Origin of the sequence: Massilia frigida, assembly GCF_011682175.1 — a bacterium.
In the GTDB taxonomy this organism is placed as follows: domain Bacteria; phylum Pseudomonadota; class Gammaproteobacteria; order Burkholderiales; family Burkholderiaceae_D; genus Telluria_A; species Telluria_A frigida.
This window is the reverse complement of record NZ_WHJG01000165.1, coordinates 1-644: the sequence shown is the minus strand read 5'-3', so window position 1 is coordinate 644 and position 644 is coordinate 1. Positions and strand designations below refer to the sequence as shown.

Below are 644 nucleotides of genomic sequence, written 5' to 3'. Positions count from 1 at the left end.
CGAAATGCGGGTATTTTAAGATCAACCGCACTGATTCTCTGTCGTTTCATGTCGACGGCGCCCTAGCGATGTCAGGCGCAAGTCGTTGATTTTATTATAAAAAAAGATGTGTATAACGACATGGGCTGAACTGAACAAGGACGTCAATTTCATCAGGAATGCGGGGCACGCCGATGAGTAACGACAAACTGTCGCTGGCCGAACGGCGCGAGGCCCTGATTGTGCAGTGTTCGATGCAGCGGCGCGATGCGGCGCGCGAGATTGGCGCGCTGATGACGCCTTTGAGTCATCCGGCGGGCGGGATCGGCAAACTGTTTGGCGGCGGCGCGATGAAGCTGCCGCTGGGGATTGCCAGTACCGTGATCGGACTGGTGGTGGCCAAATCGGGCAAGGTGCTGCCGATGCTGACCATTGGACTGTCGCTGATCAAGGCGGCGCGCAGTGTAATGGGGCTGGTGCGTAAAAAATAGTCGCGTCGTTGCAGCGCCCACGCGGGCCACCGGGCCGGGACCGCGCCGCGGGGGGGCCGGGGGGGGGGGGGGGGGGCGCCGCGGGCCCCCCCCCCCCCCCCCCCCCCCCCCCCCCCCCCCCCCCCCCCCCCCCCCCCCCCCCCCCCCCCCCCCCCCCCCCCCCCCCCCCCCCCC

At 66.9% G+C, this 644-nt stretch carries 1 protein-coding gene; it reads left to right on the top strand.

From position 1 onward, the window contains the following. Positions 1 to 173: 173 nt before the first annotated feature. A complete protein-coding gene (locus F2P44_RS34510) occupies positions 174 to 470 on the top strand; it encodes a hypothetical protein (protein WP_167094605.1) in 297 nt (98 codons plus the stop codon). The last annotated feature ends 174 nt before the right edge of the window (positions 471 to 644 follow it).

Excerpts from the sequence above, each read along its gene's own strand:
- F2P44_RS34510 (WP_167094605.1), top strand. The coding sequence starts at position 174 with ATGAGTAACGACAAACTGTCGCTGGCCGAACGGCGCGAGGCCCTGATT.